The sequence below is a fragment of the Actinoplanes hulinensis genome, from assembly GCF_019429605.1.
GTDB lineage: Bacteria > Actinomycetota > Actinomycetes > Mycobacteriales > Micromonosporaceae > Actinoplanes > Actinoplanes campanulatus.
Genome location: NZ_JAHXZI010000015.1, coordinates 105207 through 128627, shown reverse-complemented (window position 1 = coordinate 128627; position 23421 = coordinate 105207). Strand labels below are relative to the sequence as shown.

At 71.0% G+C, this 23421-nt stretch carries 24 protein-coding genes; 10 read left to right on the top strand and 14 right to left on the bottom strand.

Features of this window, described 5'->3' with window-relative positions:
* Positions 1-133: 133 nt before the first annotated feature.
* The 4 genes from KZ829_RS27130 (at position 134) to KZ829_RS27115 (ending at position 3219) form a co-directional block, all read left to right on the top strand.
* Positions 134-634, top strand: coding sequence for a DUF1990 domain-containing protein (locus KZ829_RS27130; RefSeq protein WP_220146744.1), 501 nt, complete (start codon positions 134-136; stop codon positions 632-634).
* Between the two features lie 117 nt (positions 635-751).
* Positions 752-1192: a deaminase gene (locus tag KZ829_RS27125; protein WP_220146743.1), complete on the top strand. Its 441-nt coding sequence runs from the start codon at positions 752-754 to the stop codon at positions 1190-1192.
* Positions 1193-1368: 176 nt separating this feature from the next.
* Positions 1369-1644, top strand: coding sequence for a hypothetical protein (locus KZ829_RS27120; RefSeq protein ID WP_220146742.1), 276 nt, complete (start codon positions 1369-1371; stop codon positions 1642-1644).
* A gap of 84 nt (positions 1645-1728) precedes the next feature.
* Complete coding sequence (locus KZ829_RS27115) at positions 1729-3219, top strand: ACT domain-containing protein (RefSeq protein WP_220146741.1); 1491 nt, start codon at positions 1729-1731, stop codon at positions 3217-3219.
* A 147-nt stretch (positions 3220-3366) separates the two neighbouring features.
* On the opposite strand, the gene KZ829_RS27110 is transcribed toward KZ829_RS27115, so the two are convergent.
* The gene (locus tag KZ829_RS27110; RefSeq protein WP_220146740.1) at positions 3367-4236 is read right to left on the bottom strand and encodes a S1C family serine protease; all 870 of its coding nucleotides are present in this window, start codon (positions 4234-4236) and stop codon (positions 3367-3369) included.
* Between the two features lie 502 nt (positions 4237-4738).
* On the opposite strand from KZ829_RS27110, the gene KZ829_RS27105 reads away from it, so the two are divergent.
* The 4 genes from KZ829_RS27105 (at position 4739) to KZ829_RS27090 (ending at position 7200) form a co-directional block, all read left to right on the top strand.
* Positions 4739-5338 carry a DUF732 domain-containing protein gene (locus KZ829_RS27105; RefSeq protein ID WP_220146739.1) on the top strand — a complete coding sequence of 200 codons (600 nt, stop codon included), beginning with the start codon at positions 4739-4741 and terminating at the stop codon, positions 5336-5338.
* 167 nt (positions 5339-5505) lie between these two features.
* Positions 5506-5787, top strand: coding sequence for a peptidoglycan-binding protein (locus KZ829_RS27100; RefSeq protein WP_220146738.1), 282 nt, complete (start codon positions 5506-5508; stop codon positions 5785-5787).
* 62 nt (positions 5788-5849) lie between these two features.
* Positions 5850-6554, top strand: a complete 705-nt coding sequence (locus KZ829_RS27095) for a TIGR03089 family protein (RefSeq protein ID WP_220146737.1) — start codon at positions 5850-5852, stop codon at positions 6552-6554.
* A gap of 43 nt (positions 6555-6597) precedes the next feature.
* Positions 6598-7200 (top strand): class I SAM-dependent methyltransferase, encoded by a 603-nt coding sequence (locus tag KZ829_RS27090; protein WP_246636329.1) that lies wholly within the window; start codon positions 6598-6600, stop codon positions 7198-7200.
* A 95-nt stretch (positions 7201-7295) separates the two neighbouring features.
* On the opposite strand, the gene KZ829_RS27085 is transcribed toward KZ829_RS27090, so the two are convergent.
* Genes KZ829_RS27085 through paaN form a run of 7 tightly spaced genes read right to left on the bottom strand, consistent with a single transcriptional unit; the run spans position 7296 to position 13330 of the window.
* The gene (locus KZ829_RS27085; RefSeq protein WP_220146735.1) at positions 7296-7814 is read right to left on the bottom strand and encodes a GNAT family N-acetyltransferase; all 519 of its coding nucleotides are present in this window, start codon (positions 7812-7814) and stop codon (positions 7296-7298) included.
* A 42-nt stretch (positions 7815-7856) separates the two neighbouring features.
* Positions 7857-8903 carry a 1,2-phenylacetyl-CoA epoxidase subunit PaaE gene (gene paaE, locus KZ829_RS27080; RefSeq protein ID WP_220146734.1) on the bottom strand — a complete coding sequence of 349 codons (1047 nt, stop codon included), beginning with the start codon at positions 8901-8903 and terminating at the stop codon, positions 7857-7859.
* Position 8904: 1 nt separating this feature from the next.
* Positions 8905-9399, bottom strand: a complete 495-nt coding sequence (gene paaD / locus KZ829_RS27075) for a 1,2-phenylacetyl-CoA epoxidase subunit PaaD (protein WP_308285676.1) — start codon at positions 9397-9399, stop codon at positions 8905-8907.
* Positions 9396-10322: a 1,2-phenylacetyl-CoA epoxidase subunit PaaC gene (gene paaC, locus KZ829_RS27070; RefSeq protein WP_220146733.1), complete on the bottom strand. Its 927-nt coding sequence runs from the start codon at positions 10320-10322 to the stop codon at positions 9396-9398. The genes paaD and paaC overlap by 4 nt, the downstream gene beginning before the upstream one ends.
* A gap of 10 nt (positions 10323-10332) precedes the next feature.
* Positions 10333-10620, bottom strand: a complete 288-nt coding sequence (gene paaB, locus KZ829_RS27065) for a 1,2-phenylacetyl-CoA epoxidase subunit PaaB (protein ID WP_220146732.1) — start codon at positions 10618-10620, stop codon at positions 10333-10335.
* On the bottom strand, positions 10617-11726 hold the full coding sequence (gene paaA / locus KZ829_RS27060) for a 1,2-phenylacetyl-CoA epoxidase subunit PaaA (RefSeq protein WP_372453904.1): 1110 nt from the start codon (positions 11724-11726) through the stop codon (positions 10617-10619). The genes paaB and paaA overlap by 4 nt, the downstream gene beginning before the upstream one ends.
* Positions 11675-13330, bottom strand: coding sequence for a phenylacetic acid degradation protein PaaN (paaN, locus tag KZ829_RS27055; protein ID WP_220146730.1), 1656 nt, complete (start codon positions 13328-13330; stop codon positions 11675-11677). Before paaN ends, paaA begins: the two co-directional genes overlap by 52 nt.
* 52 nt (positions 13331-13382) lie before the next feature.
* Between paaN and KZ829_RS27050 the strand changes: the two genes are divergently transcribed.
* The gene (locus KZ829_RS27050) at positions 13383-13973 is read left to right on the top strand and encodes a TetR/AcrR family transcriptional regulator (protein ID WP_220146729.1); all 591 of its coding nucleotides are present in this window, start codon (positions 13383-13385) and stop codon (positions 13971-13973) included.
* 194 nt (positions 13974-14167) lie between these two features.
* The gene (locus KZ829_RS27045; protein WP_220146728.1) at positions 14168-16180 is read left to right on the top strand and encodes a LysM peptidoglycan-binding domain-containing protein; all 2013 of its coding nucleotides are present in this window, start codon (positions 14168-14170) and stop codon (positions 16178-16180) included.
* A gap of 152 nt (positions 16181-16332) precedes the next feature.
* Here KZ829_RS27045 and KZ829_RS27040 read toward each other — a convergent pair whose 3' ends face one another.
* The 6 genes from KZ829_RS27040 to iolB are packed head-to-tail and all read right to left on the bottom strand — an operon-like array spanning position 16333 to position 23339.
* The gene (locus tag KZ829_RS27040) at positions 16333-17100 is read right to left on the bottom strand and encodes an ATP-binding cassette domain-containing protein (protein WP_220146727.1); all 768 of its coding nucleotides are present in this window, start codon (positions 17098-17100) and stop codon (positions 16333-16335) included.
* Entirely contained in the window at positions 17097-18086 is a 990-nt protein-coding gene (locus tag KZ829_RS27035; protein WP_220146726.1) for an ABC transporter permease, read from the bottom strand. The genes KZ829_RS27040 and KZ829_RS27035 overlap by 4 nt, the downstream gene beginning before the upstream one ends.
* On the bottom strand, positions 18083-19024 hold the full coding sequence (locus KZ829_RS27030; RefSeq protein WP_220146725.1) for a sugar ABC transporter substrate-binding protein: 942 nt from the start codon (positions 19022-19024) through the stop codon (positions 18083-18085). The genes KZ829_RS27035 and KZ829_RS27030 overlap by 4 nt, the downstream gene beginning before the upstream one ends.
* A gap of 42 nt (positions 19025-19066) precedes the next feature.
* Positions 19067-20560, bottom strand: a complete 1494-nt coding sequence (locus KZ829_RS27025) for a CoA-acylating methylmalonate-semialdehyde dehydrogenase (protein ID WP_220146724.1) — start codon at positions 20558-20560, stop codon at positions 19067-19069.
* Positions 20561-20562: 2 nt separating this feature from the next.
* Positions 20563-22446 (bottom strand): 3D-(3,5/4)-trihydroxycyclohexane-1,2-dione acylhydrolase (decyclizing), encoded by a 1884-nt coding sequence (iolD, locus tag KZ829_RS27020; protein ID WP_220146723.1) that lies wholly within the window; start codon positions 22444-22446, stop codon positions 20563-20565.
* Positions 22443-23339 carry a 5-deoxy-glucuronate isomerase gene (iolB, locus tag KZ829_RS27015; RefSeq protein ID WP_220146722.1) on the bottom strand — a complete coding sequence of 299 codons (897 nt, stop codon included), beginning with the start codon at positions 23337-23339 and terminating at the stop codon, positions 22443-22445. The genes iolD and iolB overlap by 4 nt, the downstream gene beginning before the upstream one ends.
* Positions 23340-23421: the final 82 nt, after the last annotated feature.

Here is a 23421-nt window from a genome sequence, read left to right as displayed (position 1 = left end):
CGATTGTCATAACCACGTTGATCTTTTCCCGGTTCACGGCGTCGCCCATCAATTCATGACATTGTTCTAGGGGCCGTGCGGTCATCGCAATCTTCTTCGCACGCGCACATGATGCCGATCAATGTGGACAACAATGATGTTGATAAACACCAAGCTCACGTACGCCGAGGTCGGCGCCACCCGGGAAGCGGTCCTGCCGTCCGGGTACAAACACGTGCGCCGCGACGTCGACATCGGCGCCGGATCGGAGACCTTCGACCGGGCCGCCACCGCAATGCTGCATTGGCGGATGCACCGGGCCGCCGGGATCGACGTCACGGTGTCCGGTCCGGCGACCCCCGGTCAGCCGGTTCTGCTGCGGTTCGGGGTGGCCGCGCCGGTTCAGGTGGTCTACCGCGTGGACCAGCCGGACCGGCAGGGGTTCGCCTACGGCACGCTGCCCGGGCATCCCGAGCGCGGCGAGGAGGCGTTTCTCGTGCATCTGACCGGAAGTGGCCGGGTCCGGTTCCGGATCACCGCGTTCTCCCGGCCGGCCACGCTGCTCGCCCGTCTGGGTGGTCCGGTGACCGGCCTGATCCAGGCCTACGTCACCAACCGCTACGTCTCCGCGCTCCGCGACCTGTCCGGCCGGTGACCGCCGCCGCCTGTCCGGCCCGTGACCGCGCCGCTTGCCCAGCGGGTGACCGCCGCCGCGTAGAGGCCCACGTCACGGCGCTAAGGTGCTGGTCGGAGCCGAGTGACGGGGAGCAGGATGGACGACCACCGGTGGATGAGCCACGCGATCGGGCTGGCGCATCGCTGCCCCGCGTCGACGTCCGCGTTCTCGGTCGGGGCGGTGATCGTCGATCCGGAGGGCCGGGAGCTGGCCGGCGGCTGGTCCCGCGACTCCGATCCGCGGGTGCACGCCGAGGAGTCGGCGCTGGTCCGGGTCGCTGACCGGGCCCGGCTGCGGGGCGCGACCATGTACAGCACATTGGAACCCTGCTCGAAACGCGCCAGCCGCCCGGACGCCACCTGCGCCGATCTGATCATCGCGGCCGGGATCCCCCGGGTGGTCATCGCCTGGCGTGAGCCCGATCTCTTCGTGACCTGCGAGGGTGTCGCGCTGCTGATCGCCGCCGGCATCGAGGTGGTCGAGCTGCCCGAGTTCGCCGCGGCGGCACGTGCGGCCAACGCGCATCTCGCTCTTTGACCCTTTCTTCGGTACGCGGTGCGAGCAGTTCCGCCGAATCGGCTACGGCTGGGCGGCCCGTCCCGGCCGTCGCCCACTTCCGGGCGTAAGTTTTTCCGTCCGGCGCTGAACGCCGTACCCCATCGATGCGTACTCACTGTTACCAGGCTCACGGCCGACATCGGTGGGGAGAGACCATGACAGTCCAGGAACTGCAGCATCGGGAGGCCCTGCACCACTCCGGAGCGATCGTGCGCAGCCGCCGTTTCGCGACGCAGTTCGAGGTGGACGGGCATGTGCTGACGCTGGGCGTGGAACCGGGTGTGCGCGGCGGCCTCTACTACCTGCCAAGCACTCCCACCTGGGACGACGGCACACCGGTACCGCGCGACATCGTAGCCGGAATGCAAAACGTCATCGAGGAGGTCGAGCGGTTCTGGGGCCACTGGCCGGAGTTCCGCGCGGTCCTCTGACGACCGTGTCCCGACCGCTCGCGGGGCGCATCGACGACGGTTACTGATCGTGATTTGTCAGAGGTGCCCGGTACCGTGCCGGGCATGACGGATCAGCTTCGGGTCGGGGACGTGGCGGTCACCCCGCTGCCCGGCGGGGGCTACGGCGCCTGCCAGATCAGCGAGATCACCGGTGAGCACGTGACGCTGCACGCGCTGGACTGGTCCGGGCCACGGCCACCGGAGCTGGCGGAGCTGCACGACGCCGGTCTCGTGCAGCTCGACCACCACTCCTGGACCGATCGGATCGCGCAGATCTCGGTCTTTCCGCAGAACCATCCGATGCCGCCGGATCTCGAGTGGATCGGCAATCTGCCGGTGCCACCCGGTGTCCCGGCGGGCGGCACCAGCTTCTCCGGGTGGCAGTCCCCGGTCGGCGACATGGCCCGTCAGCGGCGCTGGGAGCGGCTTCCCGAGCCGGTTCGGGCGGCCTACCGGGCCTTGCGCCCGCCCGAGCCGGTCACCGCCGATCTGGGCGCCGGGCCGGTCACGCTGACGACCTCCCTCGGGCATCTCGACCTGCGCTCCGGTGACATCGCGCCGCCGGCGTCCGGTCCGGTGGACTGGAGCGTCCTCGACCGGCTGCCCCGATGCACGGAGATCACCTGGTCCGGGCCCGATCGCGGGCTCACCGCGGCGCTGGCCCGGCATCCGCTGGTCAGTGGGGTCAACTGGCTCGACGCCCCGCCCCTGGTCGACCTGAGCGAGACGTCGGTGCTGTCCCTGCGGGCCGCCGGTGACGAGCTGCGGGAGATCCGGCTGCCCGACGGCGCACACCACCTGAACCTGGGGCCGACCGGGTCACGGTGCACGGTCCGGGCCGCGGACAGGGGCCGCTGGCTGCGACTGGCGCTCTTCCTGGTCACCCCGTCGACGCTGGCGCCGTCCGGGCTCGACGGGGTGCGGCAGGTGTCGCTGACCGGCGCGGGCGTGCTGTCCGCCGCCACCGTGGCCGGTCTGCACGAGATGCACACGTTGCGGCTGCAATGGACCGGGCCACCGGGCCGCCTCGACGACCCCGCGGCGCTAGCCGGCCTGCCCGGCGTACGGCTGCTGGAGATGGTCGACGCGTACGGGATGGACGCCGACCTGCCGGCCCACCTGCCGGGTCTGCGGCACCTCGACATCCACGGCCTGCGCGGGTCGGTGGCCAAGGAGCTGCGGGCGCGCCTCCGGCGTACGGAGGTGGGGTTGTCGCTGGCCGGCGCCAAATCGGACCGCTGGCTGGCCGCCAACATGGACAACCCGTTCCGCGACTGGGCCGACGACGACCCGAAGGCCGGCGCGGCCGCCTGCAAGGCGTTCGCCGCCGCGTTGCGGGCCGTCGACCGCCTGCCCGCCACCCGGACTCCCGCCGACGCCGAGCCGATCCTGCGCACCCTGGTGGAGGCGATCAACCAGATCGACGAGAAGTGGGGGATCGTCGACACGCTGCGCCGCGAGGAGGCCGGAGACGCTTTCGTCACCCTGGCCACCCGGGCGGGCGTCCCCACCCCGACCGCGGACGACTGGTTCGACAAGTGGCGCGACTTCTGACCAGCCCACCCCCACCACCCTGGCTGTCCCGGACGCTCTGAGACAGCGCTCACGACCAGCCGGGAAAGATCGACAACGGCGGATGGATCACCCGGGGCGGGCATGGACCGAAGCGCGGCCCCGGGCGGGTGATCGGTTCGGGAGGGGTCAGCGGGCCCGGGCCTGGAGCTGGGCCACCACGGCGGTGACGGTGTCGGCAGGGATGGCGAAGCCGAGACCCACGCTGCCGGTGCTGTCGCCGGCGGTGGCGATCGCGACGTTGATGCCGACCACCCGGCCGGAGGTGTCGACCAGCGCGCCGCCGGAGTTGCCCTGGTTGATCGCGGCGTCGGTCTGCAGCAGGCCGGTGAGCTTCTCGCCGCCGGTGTCGACGCTGCGGTCGAGGGCGGAGACGATGCCCGAGGTGACGGTTCCCTCCAGGCCGAGCGGGGCGCCGAAGGCCAGCACCGTGTCGCCGACCGCCACGCTGCCGTCGGTGGCGAAGGTGACCGGGGTGAGACCGGACAGGCCGGTCGCCTGGACCAGGGCCAGGTCGTGGGTGGCGTCGGTGGCGATCACCCGCGCCGGAGCGGTCTGCCCGGTGGACAGGCGCACGCTGACCGTGCCGTCCGCCGCGACCACGTGGTTGTTGGTCAGGACCAGACCGTCCGCGCTGAGTATCACGCCCGAGCCCAGCGACGACGAGCGGCCGTCGACGAGCACGGTCACGACGCTCGGCTGCACCTTCGCCACGATCGGCGCCAGATCCCCGGTCTCGGCGATCGTGGTCGCCGCGGCGGAAGCCGGCGTGGAGTCACCGATCAGGTAGTGCTCGGCGAGGAACGCGCCACCGCCGCCCCCACCGGCGATCAGGACCAAAATCGCCGCGCCGCCCGCGATCCGGCGCTTCCAGCGGGGGTCCTTGGGCGCGTCCCACATCACCGGCGGGAAACCCGTCGGCGGAAGGACGCCGGCGACACGCTCGCCGGCGTCGCGGGTCCGGTCGTCCAGGGCGGGGCGGCTCAGCAGGTCGGTCATGCCCTCGAGGTTGCGCTCCGATCTTGTTTCGAGCCGGTGAGCCGTCTGTGACTTCGCTGTACGCCCGGTAGCCCTTCCGGGTAGCCCCGGCGCGGCGGCTCGCATGTGCGCCGCGGATGTCTAGGGTCGGCCGGATGCTGCTCCCCAACCTTCCCCCGAGCGCCCCACCCGCTCCCCCAACGGTGGTCCCGGAGAGCTCGGCCGTCGCGGTCCGGCCGGGCGGATCGACCTCGGAACCGATGGCCACACCGCCCGTCGCCGTCGCCGTGGGCGTCTGGCCGGCCTCGGTGGCGCAGCTCAGCGACACCCCGGCGGACCGGCCGGAATCGTCGGGCGACGGCGTTGCGGTTTCGCACAGTTCCGAGCTTTCTCTCAAGGAATTCACAGGCGGCCGGATCGGGCGCCCGCACCCGACGGTGGAGCGACGGCCCTTCGGGCCGACCATCAGCGAGCCCGTGGCGGCACTGCGCGGTCCCCGGCCGGCCGGCCCCCAGGAGGCCCGATGAGCAACCTCACGAACGAGCCGATCAGCCCATCACGACACCGAGGCGCGACGGAACACGGCGCACCGAGCGAACTCACGAACAAGCCGACCGGCCCGTCGCGGAGACGGGGCGGAGCGGGGCGGGGCACGCTGGGCAGGGCCGGGCTCGTGGTGCTGGCGGTCGTGCCGTTGCTTTCGGGTTGTGTGGGCGCGTCACCCGTACCGGAATGGAAAGATCCGCAACCGATCGGCGCGGCGCCCAGCGTGACCGGCCCGGTGGCCGCGGTGGGCAGCGCGGGGACCGGAGTCGGCCCGACCGGCGCGGTGGCCGCGCCGGGCAGCCCGGGCGTCGTGACCGGTCTGGCGCCGCAGTCGGACGGCGGGGTCCAGGCGGCGACCGGCGGCGAGTTTCTCGACGCGGTGCGCGGCGAACTGCCCGCGGTGGCGATGGACCGGCGCGCCGAGGAGATCACCGAATTGGGCGGGCAGGCGTGTTCCTCCCTGGCGGCCGGCAATCCTCGCGCTGAGGTGGCCGCCGAGCTGACCGAATTCGGTCTGGAAACAGCGGACGCCCGCCGTCTCGTGACGCTGGCCCGAAAGAAGCTCTGCCAGCCTTAGGATCGCCGGATCCGGGCCCCGCTTCCGATCAGCGCACGACGCGTTACCTCTCACGGGTGGATCGGCCGAAAGTCGTAGCCGCGCACAGCTTCTGGAGACGGCGGGCAGATGTTCGGCACAGGTCCCGCCGAGATGCTGGGTTCATCACGACGCATCGGGAGGTCACGATGTCAGCACGAGGAATGCTCAGCGTGGTCGGCAGCGCGGTCGGCGGGCTGATCGGCTGGAACGAGCCGGTCCCGCCGGCCGATCCGGAGGTGCTGCGCGCCCTCTTCGCCGACCTGGGCGTCCGGATCACGCCGGACGACGCCCAGTTGGCCGAGGCGGTCCGATACTTCCAGATCCGGACCGGCCTTCCGGCCGACGGCGAGGCGGGCCCGCGGACGGTTCATCTCCTCAGCCGGTACGCCGCGGAGGCGCGCGAACTCTCCAGGATCCGCGCCGCCTGACCCGGCTGTAGGCCGCTATCGGGTGATGCCGGTGCGGTTCTGGCGTGGCTAGGGTGGGCGCGATGAACGACCAGTTGATCACCTACTACGACGACGCGACCGGCGAGCGTACCGGGCTGACCGCCGCCGAGCTGGGCGTCTGGGTCGCGGCGACGGCCGCGCTGCTCAGCGGGGAGTGCGGGCTGCGCCGCGGCAGCCGGGCCGGAGTGCTGCTGCCGCCGCACTGGCAGACCGCGGCCGTGCTGCTCGGGGCGTGGGCCGCCGGGATCGAGGTGTCGTTCCGCGGGTGGGGAGCGGCCGGGCTGGATCCGGACACCGGCCCGGCTCTGGACGTGACGTTCGTGGAGCGGCGCCGGGTCGGCAGTTGGCTGGAGGACGTGCCGCCCGCGCCGTACCAGTTCGTGCTGGGCCTGGCGCCCGGCGGCGCGCCGAGCCCGGATGTCCCGCACGGTTATCGCGACTTCCCGCCCGCGGCCCGGGCCCATCTGGGCACGCCGCCACCGTCGGACGGGGTCGCGGTGGGTGAGGCGGCGACGGTCGACGGCACGACCTTCGGGGAGTACGGGGCAGCCGCGGCCGCCGTTGCCGGAGCGCGCGGGATCGCGGCCGGGGATCGGGTCCTTGTCGACACGGCGGCCTGCGAGGAGCCGCTGATCTGGCTGATGGCGCCGTTGACCGCCGGGGCGTCGATCGTGCTGTGCAGCAACATGGACCGGTCCCGATGGGATGACCGGATCACGTCCGAAGGAATCACCCGTTTCCTGTGATGATCGGCTTCCACATTGGATGCGGCTGCCGTACGGTCCGCGCATGGAGGTTTTCGATCAACTCGCTGAGAAGTACCAGGGCGAGCACAGCCATAATCCCGTCCAGAACGCGCTCGTCCAGCGGCTCGGCGGTCTGCTGCCGGCCGGTGCCGCGGTGCTCGATCTGGGCTGCGGCACGGGTGTGCCCACCGCCAAATTGCTGACCGAATCCGATCACAGGGTGGTCGGGGTGGACATCTCCGAGGGCATGCTGCGGCTGGCCCGTGAGCAGGTGCCGGCCGCCGAGTTCGTGCACGCCGACTTCGCCGAACTGCCCGCCGACTTCGGCCGGTTCGAGGCGGTGACCGCGTTCTTCTCGCTGCTCATGCTCTCCAAGGAGCGGATCGAGAAGACCCTCGACCGCATCGCGGGCTGGCTGAAACCGGGCGGTTACCTGGCCATCGGCATGGTCAACTTCGACGGTGACAGTCTTCCGTTCGAGTTCCTGGGCGTGCCGGTCACCGTCTCCGGCTACCTGCAGGACGACCTGGCCGCGGTCGTCGAGGCGCACGGTTTCACCGTGGTCAGCATCGAGACGGTCGAGTTCGTCCCGCCCGGCGGTCCGGCGGAGAGCCAGATCTTCGTGCTCGCCCAGTTGCCGGCCTGATTCCGGTTCCAAGGTCGCGGGACGCTGCTGCCAGCGTCCCGCGTTTGAGCCGTCACCGCAGGAGCGCGCGGGCACGGCGAGCCGCAGCGCCGCGTTCAGTGGGTGAGGTCGCGGCGCATGCAGACTCGGGGCCAGCGGTCCAGGCCGATGGCCGTCTCGTGGTCGCGGACCGCGCGGAGGCCTTCGGTGAGCATGCCGCCGTCCAGGTCGACGAAGCCGCAACGGCGGTAGTAGGGCGCGTTCCATGGAACATCCACGAACGTGGTCAGCGTCAGCGCCGGCATGCCGGCATCCCGCGCGTAGTCGGCGGCGTGCTCGATCAGCCGCCGCCCGATGCCCTGCCGGGCGTGGGCGGGATCCACCGACACCTGCTCGATGTGCAGGTTGCCGTCGATCAGGTCGGCGATCAGGTAGGCGACCGGCACGTCATCGGCACCGGCACCGGTGGCCACCCAGGCGCGGCCGGCCTCGACAAACTCCGTGAGCAGGTCGAGCGACGGCGGTTCGTCGTCGGCGATCTCCGTCATGCCGATGGCGCGGAACGGTTCCCCGGCCGCCCGCTCGATGTCCTGCAACCGGGTGAGATCGCCGGTCCGGGCCGCCCTGATTCGCATCCGGTGATTCTGCACGGCCCGGTGCACCTGCCGAAATCGATTTCACTGATCGAAGTCGATCACCACTTTCGGTGACTCGGCGAGGCTCTGGCAGGTGAGCACGAACCCGGCCGCGACCTCCGCCTCCTCCAGCGCGAAGTTGCGCCGCATCGTCACCTCGCCGTCGGTGACCCGGGCCCGGCAGGTGCCGCACACCCCGCCCTTGCAGGCGAACGGCAGGTCCGGGCGGGTCGCCTGCGCCCCTTCGAGCAGCGTGACGCCCTCGGGCACGGCGACCGTCGTGGACCGCCCGTCCAGAATCACGGTGACCTCGCGGCTCGGCCCTCGGGCGGCGTCCTCGGAGCGGACCGGCGCGGGTGGCGCCTCATCGACCCAGAACAGTTCCCGGTGGATCCGGGAGGCGGGCACCCCGGACTCGCTGAGCACCTCGGTCGCGTCGGTGACCATGCCGAACGGCCCGCACAGCCACCAGTGCCCGACCGCCGGCACGTCGATCAGCTCGGGCAGCAGCGCCCGGAGCCGGTCGGCGTCGAGGCGGCCGCTGAACAGCTCGGTCTCCCGTGGCTCCCGGGAGAGGACGTGCACGAGCTCCAGGCGGTCGGGGTGAAGGTCTTTCAGGTCGGCGAGCTCTTCGGCGAACATCACCGTGTCCGCACGCCGATTGCCGTAGAACAGCGTGACCTCGGTGTCCGGCCGCCGCAGCAGCGACGCCGCGATCGACAGCAGCGGGGTGATGCCGGATCCGGCGCCGATCAGCACGTGCCGCCCACCGGCCTCCAGGTCCGGGGTGAAGGTGCCGGACGGTGGCGCGACCTCGACCAGGTCACCGGGCCGCAACTGGTGGACGATCCACGCCGAGACGCAGCCGCCGGGCACCTCACGCACCCCGATGCGCGGTGCGGCGCCCGCGGGCGCACAGATCGAGTACGTCCGCCGCTCACCCCCGTGATGAACGGTGAGGGACTGCCCCGGCCGGAACCGGAACCGCTCCCCCAGCCCGCCGGGCACGTCGAAGGTGACGGCGACCGCATCGTCGCAGAGCCGGTCGACGGCCGCGACCCGCAACGGGTGAAATCCGAGGGCGCCCATCTCAGATCTCCCGCATGTGCTCGAAGGGTTCCCGGCAAGCCGGGCATCGCCGCAGCTCACGGCAGGCGGTGGCGCCGAACGCGGCGAGCGTCTCGGTGTCGGTGTGCCCGCAGCGTGGGCAGGCGACCGCGGTCGGCCGCGGGCTCAGGCTGATCGGAATCGGTCCGATCGCTCGGACGGGCGCCGCTCCGGGCGGGGCGATGCCCGCCTCGGCGAGCTTGCGCCGCCCGGATTCGCTGATCCAGTCGGTGGTCCATGGAGGAGCGATCACGGTACGCACCTCCGCCCGCCCGAATCCGGCCCGCCGCAGAGCGGTTCGGATGTCCGCCCGGATGCTCTCCATGGCCGGGCATCCCGAATAGGTGGGCGTGATCGTCACCTGGACGCCGCTCTCGTCCTGCCGCACCTCACGGATCACTCCGAGCTCGGCGAGCGTGATCATCGGCAGTTCCGGATCGGTGACGGCCCCGACCACCTCGGCCGCGGTGCCGGTCACCACACACCTCCGGGCACCGATCGCGCCACCCCTTGCATCTCGTCCAGGATCTCGGCGAGCGCGGGTGTGTGCTCCCCGGCCCGGCCCCACGGCCGTGCGTCGCCCCGCTCGGCACCCGAACCCGCGCCGGCAGACGCGGCGGCGTGGGAAGGAGCGGAGGCCTCGGGTGGAAGGAGGGTCGCGGCCTGGAGGACACGGGTCCAGACCTGGGTGAACTCGGCCTCCAGAGTGGCCGGGTCCACGGCGACCCCCACCGAAGCGAGGCCGATTTCGGTGGGGTGTGGGTGGAACAACTCGGCCAGTTGCGGGGTCAGGGTTTCGACCGCGGCGAGCATCCGGTCGTGGGAGAGAGGGGTGCCGTCGCCCAGCCGGACCACCCACTGGGCCGCGTAGTCGCGGTGGTAGGTGACCTCCTTGACCCCCTTGGCGGCGATCGCCGCGAGCATCGGGTCGCGGGAGGCGGTCAGCCGGTCGAGCATCGCGAGCCGCCACGTGGACAGGGCGAGCAGCCGGGCCACCAGGTGGGCGAAGTCGGCGTCGGCGCGTTCGGCGAGGCAGAGGTTGCGGAAGCCGGAGGGGTCGCGCCGCATCGCCAGGTCGTCCTCGTCGCGGCCCCAGCCCTCGGCCGCACCGGCCCGGGTGAGCAGCAGCCGGGCCTGGCCGAGCAGGTCGAGGCCGATGTTGGCGAGCGCCAGTTCGTCCTCCAGTTCGGGGGCGCGGGTCACCCATTGCTGGAGGCGGTGCGACAGGATGAGCGCGTCGTCGCCGAGCATCAGGCAGTACGTGGCGAGCTCGGCCCGGTCCACCCCGTCCGGTAGGTCGCCGGGCACCCCGGCGAGCGGGTCGGTGAAACCGGTCCCGTACGCCCATCGGGCATCGTCGTCGTGGTCGGTGAGCGCGTGGTAAGCGTCGTCGAAGGCCATGTCCGGGCTCTCAGATGTGCGGAACGTTGTCGGGGATGGCGTAGTGGGTGGGATGCCTGTACACCTTGTCGGAGCTCGGCGTGAAGAACGCCTCCTTGTCGGCCGGGTCGCTGGCGACGACCGCGTCCGACCGCACGACCCAGATGCTGACGCCCTCGTTGCGCCGGGTGTAGAGATCGCGGGCGTGGTGCAGTGCCATCTCGTGATCGGCCGCCCGCAGCGAACCCACGTGCACGTGGTTGAGCCCGCGCTTGGCCCGCACGAACACCTCGAACAGCGGCCACTCGTGCCTGGTCATCGCTCCCCCTCCAAGATCGAAGCCGTGGAAGCAGCCGCCGGCGAGGAACCGCTCGTGGAAGAAACGGCAGGCGAGGAGGCAGCCGCGTGTGCGGCCGCCGCCTCACGCACCCACGCGCCGTCCTCGTCGGCCTCGCGCCGCCGCCGCAGCCGTTGCGCGTTCATGGGCCCGTCACCGGAGATGACGCGCCGCAACTCGTCCCAGTCCGGCTGGCCGAAGTCGTGGTGGCCGCGCTCCGCGTTCCACCGCAGGTCGGGGTCGGGCAGCGTGACCCCGAGCGCCTCAGCCTGTGGCACGGTCATGTCGACGAACCGTTGCCGCAGCTCGTCGTTGGTGTGCCGCTTGATCTTCCAGGCCATCGACTGGGCCGTGTTGGGTGAGTCGGCGTCCGGCGGGCCGAACATCATCAGCGACGGCCACCACCAGCGGTCGACGGCGTCCTGCACCATCTCCCGCTGGGCCGGGATGCCCCGCATCATCGTCATGAGCAGCTCGTATCCCTGCCGCTGATGGAACGACTCCTCCTTGCAGATGCGGATCATGGCGCGGGCGTAGGGACCGTAGGAGCTGCGGCAGAGCGGCACCTGGTTGCAGATGGCCGCCCCGTCGACGAGCCAGCCGATCACCCCGACGTCGGCGAACGACCGGGTCGGATAGTTGAAGATCGACGAGTATTTCTGGCGGCCCTCGATGAGCCGCCGGGTCAGGTCGCCACGGTCGGCGCCGAGGGTCTCCGCCGCCGAGTAGAGGTAGAGCCCGTGGCCCGCCTCGTCCTGCACCTTGGCCAGCAGGATCGCCTTACGCCGCAGCGTGGGCGCACGGGTGATCCAATCGCCTTCGGGCTGCATCCCGATGATCTCGGAATGCGCGTGCTGGGCGATCTGCCGCACCATCGTGCGCCGGTAGCCCTCCGGCATGTCGTCGGCCGGCTCGATCCGCTGATCACGCGCGATGGCCTCGTCGAAGCGGGCAACACCCGCATCGGAGCGCGTGCCGACCGAGTCGATGCGGGCGGCGCCCGTATCAGAACGCGCGGCAGCCGAGTCGAAGGAGGTCACACCGGCCGCCGCGACTGGAGGGTGAAGAACCGGCCGGCCACGAACCAGTCGTCGGTCAGGGACGCGGTGGCCGCCGGGTTCGCTCCCGTGCCGTGCAGGTCGCTGAACGCGGCCGTCTGGTTGACGAACACGCCGCCGGTCAAGTTTTCCGACAGGTGCACCCCGGCGTCGAGCGCGGCCTCCCGGGCCGACTCCAGCACGGCGGGCGAGGTGGAGTGCACGAGCGCGCTGAGGGCGCCGTGGGCCCGGACGGTCTCGGTGAAGATCCGCAGGCTGTGGTCGGTCGAGTCGGTGGTGATCAGGAACGAGACCGGCCCGAACCACTCCCGGGTGTAGGTCTTCTCGTCGGCCGCGTCGATGCGGGACACCAGTGGCGTCCGGATGGTCGCGCCGGGGAACTGCTCGTCGGCGATCGTGGTGGACGGGTGCACGACGCCCGGGGCGGTGCCCGCCTCGGTGAGGCGCGCGAACACGCCGTCGTTGACGATGGCCCCGAGCGTGCCGGCGGCCCGGCGCGGGTCGCCGAGCAGCTTGTCGATGGCCGCGCCCAGGTCGGCGGCGAACTGCTCGACGTCGCGGTGGCCGGCGTCGGTGTCGATGCCGTCGCGGGGGATCAGCAGGTTCTGCGGGGTGGTGCACATCTGGCCGCTGTACAGCGAGAGGGAGAACGCCAGGTTGCGCAGCAGGCCCTGGTAGTCGGCGGTGGAGTCGAGGACGACGGTGTTGAGCCCGGCCTTCTCGGTGTAGACGACGGCCTGCCGGGCGTTGGCCTCCAGCCAGTCGCCGAACTCGCTGGAGCCGGTGAAGTCGACGACCCGCACATCGGGGTGGGTGGCCAGGGTCGCGGCGACGCCGTCACCCGGCTCCTCGGCGGCGAGTGTCACCACGTCGGGGTTGAGCCCGGCCTCGGCGAGGACCTCGCGGCAGACCTGGACGGTGATGGCGAGCGGCAGCACCGCGCCCGGGTGTGGCTTGACGATCACCGGGTTGCCGGTGACGAGGCTGGCGAAGAGGCCGGGGAAACCGTTCCACGTCGGGAAGGTGGTGCAGCCGATGACCAGGCCGACGCCGCGACCGGTGACGGTGGCGGTCTTGGTCAGCTCGAGTGGCCCCTTGGTCCAGCGGGACTCGGACGGCAGCCGGGTGGTGGCGGCGAGCGCGCACGCCACGGCCTCCAGCCCGCGGTCGAGGGCGTGGGTGCCGCCGGCCTGGAAGGCCATCACGAACGCCTGGCCGGTGGTGTGCTGCACGGCGTGGGCCAGCTCGAAGACGCGGGCGTGCAGGCGGCTGAGGATCTCGGCGGCGACGCCGGCCCGGCCGGTGGGTCCGGCGGCGCGCCAGCCGGGGGTGGCGGCCCGGGCGGCGGCGATCAGGGCGAGCGGGTCGGCTTTCGGATAGCTGATCCCCAGCTCGATGCCGTAGGGAGAGCGCTCGGTGGACACGCTGCCCACGGCGCCCGGCACGTCGAGGGCGAAGGGCTGGCCGAGCAGGCTGGTGAAGGCCCGGTCGCCGGTGGGCGCGGCCTCCTCGCCGTAGACCGACTTACTGGGCGACTCGGGATAGGCCGACCAGTAGTCACGGGCCACGGTCGCGGTGACCGCGCGGTCCAGCAGCTCGCGGTGGGTGGTGTAGAGCTCGGCGGGACTCGTCATGCCTCCATTAACCGCCCGATCGGTCGGTAAATCAAGGGGCTAGATTCATCCCGTGGAGAAGAGCCGGCGCCGCGGCCGTCCGGGGCATGATCAGGACGCGGTGCTGGCCGCCGCCGTGCGGCTGTTCAACACCCGTGGTTACGACGCCACCAGCATGTTCGACGTCGCCGAGTCGCTGGGCATCACCAAATCGACGCTCTACCACCATGTCAGCGGCAAGGAGCAGTTGCTCACGATGGCCGTCGACCGGGCGCTGGACGGGCTGTTCGAGGCGGCCGAGGCGGCTCTGCGGGAGGAGAGCGCGGCCACCGTACGTCTGAAGGATCTGATCCGGCGCAGCGTGCTGGTCCTGGCCGACCGCCTGGAGTTCGTCACCCTGTTGTTGCGGGTCCGGGGTAACACGGCGGCCGAGCAGCACGCCCTGTCGCGCCGCCGGGAGTTGGACCGGATCGTCACCGACCTGGTGAAACAGGCGCAGGCCGAGGGTGGGGTGCGGGCCGATGTGGACGCGGCGACCGCGGCCCGTCTGCTGTTCGGCATGGTGAACTCGCTGATCGAGTGGTACAGACCGGACCGGGGCGCTCCCGAGTCCATTGCCGACACTGTCGCCGATCTGGCGTTCGACGGTCTGCGGCACCGCTGACACGGCGCGGGAAGCCGCGCTTGACACTATTTGCCAACAACAGCGTCGCACTGTGTCACCAACTTGTCTTCACTGCCGGGTGCCGCTGCCTATCGTGGCCGCTGAGAGACACCGGCCGATAGAGACCGGTCGAGGCCGCGCCGGTCCACGTCATCGCGCGGCCATCTTCGCCACCGCGGAAAAGAGGACCCACCATGCCGCGTCTCGGACACGGGCAACCTATCACCGACGGGGACATCGACCAGGCCAAGACCGAACTCGCCGAGTTCGCCGCCAGGTCGCCATTGGCGTTCGCGCTGGCGCCACCGGTCAGCACCCAACCGTTCGACCTGCTGTTCCCGATGCTGCAGGACGACGAGGCGAACCTGCTGCCACAGTCGCCGAGCACGAACGCCCAGCTGAAGCGGCTCGGCGCGACGATGCTGGACGACACCGAGGAGGAGAACGCGGACGACGACAGCCCGATCCCGGCCGCCTACACCTACCTCGGCCAGTTCATCGACCACGACATCACCCTGGAGATCGAGGACGAGAAGCGCGGTCTGGGTTCGGCCAAGATGGAGGTTCTCCTCGATGACGGCATGCTGCCGCTCACCCTCGAGGAGATGCACCGGGTGCTGCGCAACCAGCGTTCGGCCACCCTGGATCTGGACAGTCTGTACAGCCCGCCGCAGCAGTTCGACCCGGACGACTCCGACAAGCTGCGGGTCGGCAAGGTGCACAACATCCCGTTGCAGAACCCGCCGAACCCGAACCCGCCGCCGACCGCCCGGCCCGAGGGCAAGGGTGACGACAACGACGTGCACCGCGAGGGGCGCGACCTCACGGACAAGAAGCACGACCGGGCGGCCCTGATCGGCGACCCGCGCAACGACGAGAACACCATCATCTCGCAGCTGCACGTGGCGTTCCTCAAGGCGCACAACGTGCTTGTCGACCAGGGTCTGTCCTATGGTGAGGCCCGGCGCACGCTGCGCCAGCACTACCAGTACATCGTGATCGAGGACTTCCTCACGCGGGTCGCCGACAAGGAGATCGTGCGGGGCATCCTGGCCAACGGCAACCGGTGGTACAACCCGTACGCCGCGCCGTTCTACATGCCGCTGGAGTTCGCGGTGGCCGCCTACCGGTTCGGGCACTCGATGATCCGGGGCGTCTACAACTTCAACTCCAACTTCCGCGTCGACACCCAGCCGCCGGGCAGTCTGGACCTGCTGTTCGTCTTCACGGCGCTGAGCGGGCAGCTCGGTGAGGAGATCCGGCTCGGCCCGGCCGAGACGCTGCCGGAGAACTGGATCATCGAGTGGGAGAACATCATCGGCTCCGGCGACGACGTGATGACGACCCGCAAGATCGACACCAAGCTGGCGGCGTTCGGCCTGAACAATCCGCGTGGCGGCGGCGCCCTGTTCAATCTGAAGGACACCGGCGGCACACCCCTCGTGCCGGCCGACGCCAGCCGGCTCGCGGTCCGGAACCTGCTGCGCGGCTACCGGCTGCGGCTGCCCACCGGTCAGGCGGTCGCCCACCTGATCGGTGCGGAGGAGCTGACCAAGGACCAGATCCGGGCGGCCGCGGGCAGCGACGCCCAGCGGGCGGTGCTGGACGACAGCGAGTTCCTGACCCGTACCCCGCTCTGGTACTACGTCCTGGCCGAGGCGAAGGCCCTGCACGAGGGCGCCCACCTGGGCCCGGTCGGCAGCACCATCGTCGCCGAGGTGCTGATCGGCCTCGCGTTGCGCAGCGACGACTCGTACCTGCGGACGGCCGGCTGGCGGCCCACCCTGCCGTCGCAGAAGCCCGGCCACTTCGAGCTGGCCGACCTGCTGCGCCTGGCCGGGGTGCTGCCGGGTGGCGAGCAGCCGCGCACGTACAAGGTCCGGCCGGGCGACAGCCTCGGCAGGATCGCGCGGGAGCAGTTGGGCGACGAGGCCCGCTGGCCGGAGATCTTCGTGCTGAACCGGGCGACGATCCAGAACCCGGACCGGATCTTCCCCGGTCAGGTGCTGTTCCTGCCGCCGGCTCAGCCGACCGGCCCGATCCCGAAGCTCTACACGGTCAAGCCCGGCGACTCGCTGTCGAAGATCGCCCGCGAGAGGCTCGGCAACGAGAGCCGGTGGCGCGACATCTGGAACCTCAACCGCGACATCGTGCCGGACCCGGACCGGATCTTCCCGGGCCAGGTGCTGGTCCTGCCCAACAGTTAGGAAGGCGGCCACCGACGCCGGGCAGCATCAGGCACGTGCTGCCCGGTCCGGCCGCCGACGGCCTGCTCCGCGCCGGATTTGCCGACGACCGCGGGGCACGCCGCCGGCAACGGGCCACTCACCCTTTCGAAGAGGCCGTTTCCGGTACGCCGTCACGCCGGCCGTCGCAGCTGCTCGGCCAGCTCGGCCAGCTCCGCTCCCCCGGCCATCTCGGCGGTCAGGCGCTCGAGGGTGACCGTCCCGCGCCGCGCGTCCAGCACCATGGCGCCCAGCTTCAGCACCACGAAGTGATCCCCGACCAGGTACGCGTGATGCGGGTTGTGGGTGATGAAGACGACGCCGATGCCCTGGTCCCGGGCCGCCGCCACATATCGCAGCACCACTCCGGACTGCCGCACCCCGAGCGCCGCGGTCGGCTCGTCCAGGATCAGCACCCGCGCACCGAAGTAGACGGCACGCGCGATCGCCACGCACTGCCGCTGCCCGCCGGAGAGGGTGCCGATCGGCTGATCGATGTCGGCCACGGTGATGCCCATCTTGCGCAGTTCCTCGTCGGCGATCCGGCGCATGTCCCGGATCCGCAGCCCGGCGAGCGGGTACCGGCCGCCGGTCAGCTCGGAGCCGAGGAAGAAGTTGCGCCACACCTCCATCAGCGGGACCACGGCCAGGTCCTGGTAGACGGTGGCGATGCCGAGGTCGAGAGCCTGCCGCGGGGAGGCGAACACGGTCTCCCGCCCGTCGACTTCCAGAACACCGGAGCTGTGCGGATGCAACCCCGAAATGATCTTGATGAGGGTGGACTTGCCGGCGCCGTTGTCGCCGAGCACGCAGGTCACCTCGCCGGCGTCGACCCGCAGGTCGATGTCGCGCAGGGCACGGATCGGGCCGTAGGACTTCCCGACCCCGGTCATCTCGATCATGCGCGCGCCTCCCTCGTGGCCAGCCTACGGACGTAGAGGTTGACCAGGACGGCGAGCAGCAGCATCACGCCGAGGAAGGCCCGGAACCAGTTCGGGTCCCAGCCCGCGTAGACGATGCCGAGGCTGGTCATACCGAAGATGAACGCGCCGATCGCCACCCCGAGCGCGTTGCCGAACCCGCCGGTCAGCAGGGTGCCGCCGACCACCGCCGCGATGATGTAGAGGAACTCGTTGCCGACCCCGCCGCCGGCCTGCAACGTGTTGAACCGGTACAGGTTGTGCATCCCGACGAACCAGCCGAGAAACGACACGGCGAGAAAGAGACCGATTTTGGTACGGACGACGGGCACCCCGACCGCACGGGCACTGTCGGCCGCCCCACCGACCGCGTAGATCCAGTTCCCGCCGGGGGTGCGCCGCAGGACCCAGGTCGCCACCGCCACGAACAGGATCCACCACACCACCGTGCCCCAGACCACGACGGACCCGATCTCGAAACTGGACGCGAAGATCGCGCCGAGCGAGTCGTACCCGTCGATGCGGCTCACGTCGGTGCTGGACACCGAGCCGGTGACGAGCTTGGTGACGCCCAGGTTCGCGCCCTGCAACACGAAGAAGGTGCCCAGCGTGATCAGGAAGCTGGGGATCCCGGTGCGCATCACCAGGTAGCCGTTGAGGAACCCGACGGCGAGGCAGAACAGCAGCGACAGGATCGCGCCGACCCACAGGTTGATCCCGAAATACCAGCAGAACATCGAGTTGACCAGCCCGGCCGAGGTCACGATGACCCCGGCGGACAGGTCGAACTCGCCGCCGATCATCAGCAACCCCACACCCACCGCGACGATCCCGATCGTCGACGACTGGTAGAGCACCGTGACGAACGCGTCCGCCGACCGGAAGGCCGGGGCCACGGCCAGGAAGAAGACGAAGATGACCGCGGCCGCCACCAGCGCGCCCACCTCGGGGCGCACCGCCCGCCTCACCGGGTGTTCTTCTGGGTGTACGGCAGGATCGTGTCGATGTTGGACTGGTCCACGAACGACGGGCCGGTCAGCACGGGCCGCCCGCCACCGATGTCGTTGCCGTTCTTCAGGTAGAGGTAGAGCGACGTGACCGCCAGGTAGCCCTGCACGTAGGGCTGCTGGTCGATGGCGAACTCGATCTTCCCGTCCTTGATCAGCTGGGCGGTCTCCTGGTTCAGGTCGAAGGTGACCAGCTTCGCCGTACCCCCCGCTTTGATGGCGTCGAGCGCGATCGGCGCGCCCAGGGTGACCACGTAGTCGATGGTCTTGTCCTGGGCCAGCTTGGCCTGCAACGTCGACGTGACGGCCGCGTCGTCGGCCCCGTTGACCTGGAGGTTCTCGGTCCCGGGGACGGCGGACTTGACGCCCGCGCAGCGTGCTTCGAGAGCCACCGAGCCGGTCTGGTGGATGACGCAGAGCGGGTGCTTGGCGCCGGCCGCGGCGATCCGCTCGCCCAGGCTGGTGCCGGCGACCGTCTCGTCCGAACCGAAGTACATCAGCGCGCCGAGCTTCTTGTACTGGTCGATGCCCGCGTTCAGGCCGACGACCGGGATCCCGGCCGCGGTCGCCGCCTTCACCGATCCGGCCAGCGCGTCCGGGGTGACCAGGGTGGTGGCGATGCCCTGCACCTTCGAGTCGACCGCCTGCTGGATCAGCACCGCCTGCCTACCGGCGTCCGGGTCGTTGGAGTACTTGAGGTCGATCTTCTGGTCGGCGGCCGCCTGCTGGGCGCCGGAGCGCACCTTGTCCCAGAACGTGTCGCCCGGCGTCTCGTGGGTGATGAACGCGATCGTGTAGCCGGTCGCGGCATCCGGCTCGGGCTCCTCCCGGCCGCCGCCGCTGCACGCGCCGAGCAGGAGTATCGCCGCGACACCGGCGGCGAGGACACGTCTGGTCATACAGATCCTCCGGATGTTGTCAGGTGATCAAGGGCACGCCGGTCACCGGGCGGTCGGGAAGTGCAGTGACGCCTCGGAGAACGCGCTGGTCGCGGGCCATCGCTGGGTGACGACCTTGGCGCGGGTGCAGAAGTCGACGCCGTCCGGGCCGTAGATGTGGCTCTGGCCGAACAGGGAGTCCTTCCAGCCGCCGAACGAGTAGTAGGCCATCGGCACCGGGATCGGCACGTTGACGCCGATCATGCCGACGTGGACGCCCCGCTGGAACCGGCGGGCGGCCTCGCCACTGTTGGTGAAGACGGCGGTGCCGTTGCCGTACCGATTGCTATTGATCATGGAAATTGCCTGGTCGACGTCGGCTGACCGGACCACCGAGAGCACCGGGCCGAAGATCTCCTCGGTGTACACGTCCATCGCCGGGGTCACCCGGTCGATCACCGTGGGGCCGACGAAGAAGCCGTCCTCGTACCCCGGAATCTTGAGGCCGCGCCCGTCGGCCGCGACCGTCGCGCCCTGGCGCTCCCCCACCGTGATCAGGTTTTCGATCCGTTCCTTGGCGGCGGCCGTGATGACCGGCCCCATCTCGCTGGCCGGATCCCGGCCCGGGCCGACCTTGACCTCGGCGGCCCGGGCGGCGACGAGGTCGACCAGGTGGTCGGCGTCGCCGACCAGCACCGCCGCGGAGATCGCCATGCACCGCTCGCCGGCCGACCCGAATGCCGACGCCACCAGGTGTTCCGCGGCGAAGTCGAGGTCGGCGTCGGGCAGGATGACGGCGTGGTTCTTGGCGCCGCCCAGCGCCTGCACCCGCTTGCCGGCGGCCGTGGCGCGCTGGTGGATGTAGCGGGCGATCGGGGTGGATCCGACGAACGAGACGGCCGCGATGCCGGGATGGTCGAGGATCGCGTCGACCGCGACCTTGTCGCCGTGCACCACGTTGAAGACACCGTCGGGAAGGCCGGCACGCTGCCACAGCCGCGCCACGAACCCGGCCGACGACGGGTCGCGCTCGCTCGGCTTGAGGACGAACGTGTTGCCGCAGGCGATGGCGATCGGGTGCATCCACATCGGCACCATGGCCGGGAAGTTGAACGGGGTGATCCCGGCGACCACGCCGAGCGGCTCGCGGAAGCTGAACACGTCGACGCCGGCCGACGCCTGGTCGGAGTAGCCGCCCTTGAGCAGCTGCGGGATGCCGCAGGCGAACTCGATCACCTCGAGGCCACGCTGCACCTCGCCGGCCGCGTCGGAGAGCACCTTGCCGTGCTCGTCCGAGACGATCTCGGCGATCTCCCGGCTGTGCGCGTTGACCAGCTCACGGAAGGCGAACAGGACTTTGGTGCGCTGGCTGAGCGAGGCCTGGCCCCACTCGGCGAACGCCGCGGTCGCCGCCCGCACGGCGGCGTCCACGTCGGCCGGCTCGCCGAGCAGGACGGTGTGCTGCCGGCTGCCGGTGGCCGGCTGGAAGACCGGTGCGCTGCGGGTCGAGACGCCGCCGGTGCCGGCGCCGTTGATCCAGTGCTCGATGGTGGCCATCTCTACAGACCTCCCGGTCGCAGGTGGTGACGCTGGTCGCGTTTGCCGGCGAGATATTCGGTACGGGCGTGCCGGGTGCTGTGCAGGGTGGCCACCTCGGCGACCGGCACCTCCCACCACGACTCGGCCGACGGCGCCGACGGTTCCGGGTCGGTCTCGATGTGCAGCACCGTCAGCCGGTCCGCCTCGCGGGCCTGTTTGAGGCCCTCGACGAGGTCGGCGATGGTGCGGCAGCGGATCACCGAGGCGCCCAGGCTCTCCGCGTTGGCGGCCAGGTCGACCGGCAGGCGGGCGCCGTCGTAGTCGCCGCTGCGCGGGTTGCGGTAGCGGTAGGCGGTGCCGAACCGCTGCGAGCCGACCTGCTCGGAGAGGCCGCCGATGGACGCGAACCCGTGGTTCTGCACCAGGATGATGATCAGTTTGAGGTGCTCGGCGACGGCGGTGGCGATCTCCTGCGCCATCATCAGGTAGGAGCCGTCGCCGACCAGCGTATACACCTCACGGCCCGGTTCGGCCATCTTGATCCCGAGAGCCCCGGCGATCTCGAAGCCCATGCAGGAGTAGCCGTACTCGACGTGGTACTGCTTCGGGTCGCGGGCCCGCCACAGCCGTTGCAGGTCGCCGGGCAGGCTGCCGGCCGCCTGCACCACGACGTCGCGTGTTCCGCACGCCTCGTTCACCACCCCGATCACCTCGGCCTGGGTGGGCAGGTCGCCCTGCGTTCCCCTTCCCCGGTACGCGTGATCGACGGCTGCCTGCCAGGCCGCCACGTCGTCGCGGAAGTCCCCGGTGAAGCGCCGTCCGTGCAGCGCCGGCAGCAGCGCGCTGAGCCCCGCCCGGGCGTCGCCGACCAGCGGCAGCGCGGACAGCTTCCCGGCGTCGAAACCGGTCACGTTGAGGTTCACGAACCGCACGTCGGGATGCTGGAAGGCGCTACGGGACGCGGTGGTGAAGTCGCTGTAGCGGGTGCCGACGCCGATCACCACGTCGGCGTTGCGGGCCAGCTTGTTCGCCACCGGGTTGCCGGTCGCCCCGATCCCGCCGACCGCGTTCGGATGATCCCAGGGCAGCGCGCCCTTGCCGGCCTGGGTGTCGGCCACCGGGATGCCGGTCTCCCGGGCGAACCGGTCCAGCGCGGACGACGCCTCCGCGTAGATCACCCCGCCGCCGGCGACGATCAGCGGCCGGTGTGCGCCCCGGATGGTGGCCGCCGCCCGCTCCACGGCCAGCGGATCGGGGGCCTGCCGGGGCACGTGCCACACCCGCTTCGTGAACAGCTCGTCCGGGAAGTCGTACGCCTCGGTCTGCACGTCCTGGGGAAGGCAGAGGGTGACCGCGCCGGTCTCGGCCGGGTCCGTCAGCACCCGCATCGCGGAGAGCAACGCCTGCGGCAGCTGCTCGGGCCGCCAGATCCGGTCGAAGAACCGCGACAGCGGCCGGAAGGCGTCGTTGACCGACACGTCCCCGGCAGCCGGCACCTCCAGTTCCTGCAGCACCGGCGCGGCGGCCCGGGAGGCGAAGACGTCCGACGGCAGCAGGAGCACCGGCAGCCGGTTGACGGTGGCCAGGGCCGCGCCGGTCAGCATGTTGGTGGAGCCGGGACCGATCGAGGCGGTGCACGCCATCGTCGACAGGCGGTTGCGCATCCGGGCGTACCCGACGGCGGTGTGCACCATCGCCTGCTCGTTGCGGGCCAGCCGGTACGGCATGTCCGGAGCACCGGTGCGCTGCGCCTGCAACAGCGCCTGCCCGATCCCGGCGACGTTGCCGTGCCCGAAGATGCCGAGGAAGCCGGCGACCGTCCGCTGTTCGACGCCGTCCCGCTCGGTCCACTGGTTCGCCAGGAAGCGCACGACGGCCTGCCCGACGGTGAGCCGCTGCTTCACGAGCGCCTCTTCTCTCTGATCGAGGTCAGGGGCAGCCGGGTGTCCACCGGCTCGGCCACCCAGCGCCCGCGCACCCAGCCGTGCGCCGGATCGTCCCGGACCAGCCAGCGGCGCTCGCCGGGGCCGGCCATCACGTTGAGGTAGTAGAGGTCGTAGCCGGGGGCGGCCATCGACGGGCCGTGCCAGCCGTACGGGATCAGCACCACGTCCCCGCTGCGCACCTCGGCGCACACGTCGATCGGGCGGTCCGGGTGACCGTACACCCGCTGGTAGCCGCAGCCGTGCCCGCCGGCCGGGGACGCCGCCACCTCGAAGTAGTAGATCTCCTCGAGCGACGACTCGCACTCGCTCTGCTCGTCGTGCTTGTGCGGCGGGTACGACGACCAGTTGCCGCCCGGGGTGAGCACCTCACAGGCGATCAGCCGGTCCGTCTCGAACGACTCCGGGGTGCACAGGTTGTTGACCTGCCGGCTCGCCTGCCCCGCCCCGCGCAGTTCGACCGGCACGTCCTCGGCGGCGCCGTACCGGAACGGCAGGGTGCGCCCGGCCCGCGCGGCCGGCAGCGCGAACCGCCCGCCGTTGGGCGCCCGCAGCGTCACCACCGTGTCCCTCGGCAGGTAGGCGAAGTCGGTGACGCGGGAGAACACCGACCGTCGCCCGGTCAGGGTGAGCCGCTCGTCGTCGCAGGCCACGTCGCAGCCGCCGACCAGCGGCACGACCAGCATCTCGTCGTCGCCGGTGACGAACCGGGCCCGCCCGCCGACCGGCAGGTGCACCACGCGCAGGCCGGAGTACTCCCAGCCGGCGTTCTCCGGGGTGATGTAAACGTCGAACGGGCCCTCCGCGGAACTGCCCCGTGGGACCAGCGGGTTCACCCGAGCATTGTCAGCCATGCGCACCCCTCCCGCCGGCGATGCTCCAGCGCGGGTGACCGGTCGGCAACGCTGCGTTGGACCTGGTTCCGATGTAATTACG

What these genes read in the sequence shown, in the direction of transcription:
- KZ829_RS27130 (WP_220146744.1), top strand. Translation starts at nt 134, where the DNA reads ATGATGTTGATAAACACCAAGCTCACGTACGCCGAGGTCGGCGCCACC.
- KZ829_RS27125 (WP_220146743.1), top strand. Translation starts at nt 752, where the DNA reads ATGGACGACCACCGGTGGATGAGCCACGCGATCGGGCTGGCGCATCGC.
- KZ829_RS27120 (WP_220146742.1), top strand. Translation starts at nt 1,369, where the DNA reads ATGACAGTCCAGGAACTGCAGCATCGGGAGGCCCTGCACCACTCCGGA.
- KZ829_RS27115 (WP_220146741.1), top strand. Translation starts at nt 1,729, where the DNA reads ATGACGGATCAGCTTCGGGTCGGGGACGTGGCGGTCACCCCGCTGCCC.
- KZ829_RS27110 (WP_220146740.1), bottom strand. Translation starts at nt 4,236, where the DNA reads ATGACCGACCTGCTGAGCCGCCCCGCCCTGGACGACCGGACCCGCGAC.
- KZ829_RS27105 (WP_220146739.1), top strand. Translation starts at nt 4,739, where the DNA reads ATGAGCAACCTCACGAACGAGCCGATCAGCCCATCACGACACCGAGGC.
- KZ829_RS27100 (WP_220146738.1), top strand. Translation starts at nt 5,506, where the DNA reads ATGTCAGCACGAGGAATGCTCAGCGTGGTCGGCAGCGCGGTCGGCGGG.
- KZ829_RS27095 (WP_220146737.1), top strand. Translation starts at nt 5,850, where the DNA reads ATGAACGACCAGTTGATCACCTACTACGACGACGCGACCGGCGAGCGT.
- KZ829_RS27090 (WP_246636329.1), top strand. Translation starts at nt 6,598, where the DNA reads ATGGAGGTTTTCGATCAACTCGCTGAGAAGTACCAGGGCGAGCACAGC.
- KZ829_RS27085 (WP_220146735.1), bottom strand. Translation starts at nt 7,814, where the DNA reads ATGCGAATCAGGGCGGCCCGGACCGGCGATCTCACCCGGTTGCAGGAC.
- paaE (WP_220146734.1), bottom strand. Translation starts at nt 8,903, where the DNA reads ATGGGCGCCCTCGGATTTCACCCGTTGCGGGTCGCGGCCGTCGACCGG.
- paaC (WP_220146733.1), bottom strand. Translation starts at nt 10,322, where the DNA reads ATGGCCTTCGACGACGCTTACCACGCGCTCACCGACCACGACGACGAT.
- paaB (WP_220146732.1), bottom strand. Translation starts at nt 10,620, where the DNA reads ATGACCAGGCACGAGTGGCCGCTGTTCGAGGTGTTCGTGCGGGCCAAG.
- paaN (WP_220146730.1), bottom strand. Translation starts at nt 13,330, where the DNA reads ATGACGAGTCCCGCCGAGCTCTACACCACCCACCGCGAGCTGCTGGAC.
- KZ829_RS27045 (WP_220146728.1), top strand. Translation starts at nt 14,168, where the DNA reads ATGCCGCGTCTCGGACACGGGCAACCTATCACCGACGGGGACATCGAC.
- KZ829_RS27040 (WP_220146727.1), bottom strand. Translation starts at nt 17,100, where the DNA reads ATGATCGAGATGACCGGGGTCGGGAAGTCCTACGGCCCGATCCGTGCC.
- KZ829_RS27030 (WP_220146725.1), bottom strand. Translation starts at nt 19,024, where the DNA reads ATGACCAGACGTGTCCTCGCCGCCGGTGTCGCGGCGATACTCCTGCTC.
- KZ829_RS27025 (WP_220146724.1), bottom strand. Translation starts at nt 20,560, where the DNA reads ATGGCCACCATCGAGCACTGGATCAACGGCGCCGGCACCGGCGGCGTC.
- iolB (WP_220146722.1), bottom strand. Translation starts at nt 23,339, where the DNA reads ATGGCTGACAATGCTCGGGTGAACCCGCTGGTCCCACGGGGCAGTTCC.